General features: G+C 47.5%; 4 protein-coding genes. All 4 read left to right on the top strand.

From position 1 onward, the window contains the following. Positions 1-83: 83 nt before the first annotated feature. Positions 84-239, top strand: coding sequence for a hypothetical protein (locus B5F54_RS17840; RefSeq protein ID WP_172749785.1), 156 nt, complete (start codon positions 84-86; stop codon positions 237-239). Further along, entirely contained in the window at positions 232-516 is a 285-nt protein-coding gene (locus B5F54_RS17065; RefSeq protein ID WP_087235329.1) for a hypothetical protein, read from the top strand. Before B5F54_RS17840 ends, B5F54_RS17065 begins: the two co-directional genes overlap by 8 nt. Continuing rightward, positions 509-658, top strand: a complete 150-nt coding sequence (locus B5F54_RS17835) for a hypothetical protein (RefSeq protein WP_172749784.1) — start codon at positions 509-511, stop codon at positions 656-658. The genes B5F54_RS17065 and B5F54_RS17835 overlap by 8 nt, the downstream gene beginning before the upstream one ends. Further along, positions 642-1288 (top strand): hypothetical protein (locus tag B5F54_RS17060; RefSeq protein ID WP_140400422.1); only part of this gene is annotated, 647 nt, incomplete at its 3' end. The genes B5F54_RS17835 and B5F54_RS17060, both read left to right, overlap by 17 nt.

Below are 1288 nucleotides of genomic sequence, written 5' to 3'. Positions count from 1 at the left end.
GATATGAGCGGGCAGGATCAACTTCGAGGAATTAAGGAAGAATTAAAGCGGATCGCTGACGCGCTGGAACGGAGGGAGCAGGATTGACCGAGATTGTTGCGACTTTGCAAGTAATAGCACTTGCCTTATTCTTGTTGCTGCTTTTCAAGGATATGAGCGGGCAGGATCAACTTCGAGGAATTAAGGAAGAATTAAAGCGGATCGCTGACGCGCTGGAACGGAGGGGGCAGGATGGATAGTTATTTTAGAGCCAAAGATATTCTCGACAAGGCCATGGGCACAGATTCCTATTTCCAGATCAAATCCATTTTGTTTGGTTTGAAAGCCGCCGATGTGGTGGAGGTGAGGCACGGGAGATGGATTCCTGAAGCGTGCGAAAGTGTAAGCAAAAGGAACCGTCTTATTGAGTATAGAGTGTATTCGTGCTCTATATGCGGCAGAAGCAATGGTCGTGTCAAGAAAAAATACTGCCCCAACTGCGGCGCTCGCATGGACAAGGAGGCCGACCATGAATAAATGCTGCGAGACCTGCGACTGGTACGAGGACTATCAGGGCGTGTGCTTCAACGGGGACAGCGAGTATCGGGCGGATTTTACGGAGCCGGAGGACTGCTGCAGGGAATGGGAAAGGAGGAAATTTGATGTTGAATCAATTTGAAAAAGTTTTTGACATTCTGTCAAGATGGGCTTTTTTCTTTGGTCAGAGATCTGGAAGAGAACTTTGGGCGGATAAGACAAGGGAAATGCAAGATAAAGACATAGTAGACTTTAACCAAGACATGAGAATGGTTCAGAAATGGGTTCGCGAAGCCGCCAGCCTGATGGGCTATGAGGTGGTGGAGGAACACACGCAAACACACGAAAAAACGCACGCTGATGCGGTAGGAAACGCGCGCGTGCAATCGGAGGAGGCCAGCATGAAAGAGAAATGCCCTATTTGCGATTACGACATCGAGCATTGCCAATGCCGTTTTGGCGGGTCTGCCCATCCAGATAGAAGTAAGAGACAATCCGTGGTAAAAGACCATCTATATCTCTTTTCTGATAAACAAGTTAGGCACATTATTGAACTCGAAAGATTTTGGAGAACGAGTTATTTGGACGAAGAAAAAGAGAAAATCCGGGAAGAATTGGAGCAGGAATATAACCCCGTTCGGGTGCCTGCGCCGGTGGAGGAGGCCAACATAGACAAGCCTAGAATTTGCGAGATACTGGGGGTTGAGGTGGGAGAAGTATTTGGCTTTAACGACTTCCCATTTGATGGATATAAAGAATTTGTGGTGAATGA

It is taken from the genome of Anaeromassilibacillus sp. An250 (genome assembly GCF_002159845.1).
GTDB classification, from domain to species: Bacteria; Bacillota; Clostridia; order Oscillospirales; family Acutalibacteraceae; genus Anaeromassilibacillus; species Anaeromassilibacillus stercoravium.
The sequence above is the reverse complement of the archived record's forward strand: the minus strand, read 5'-3'. Positions and strand labels throughout refer to the sequence as shown.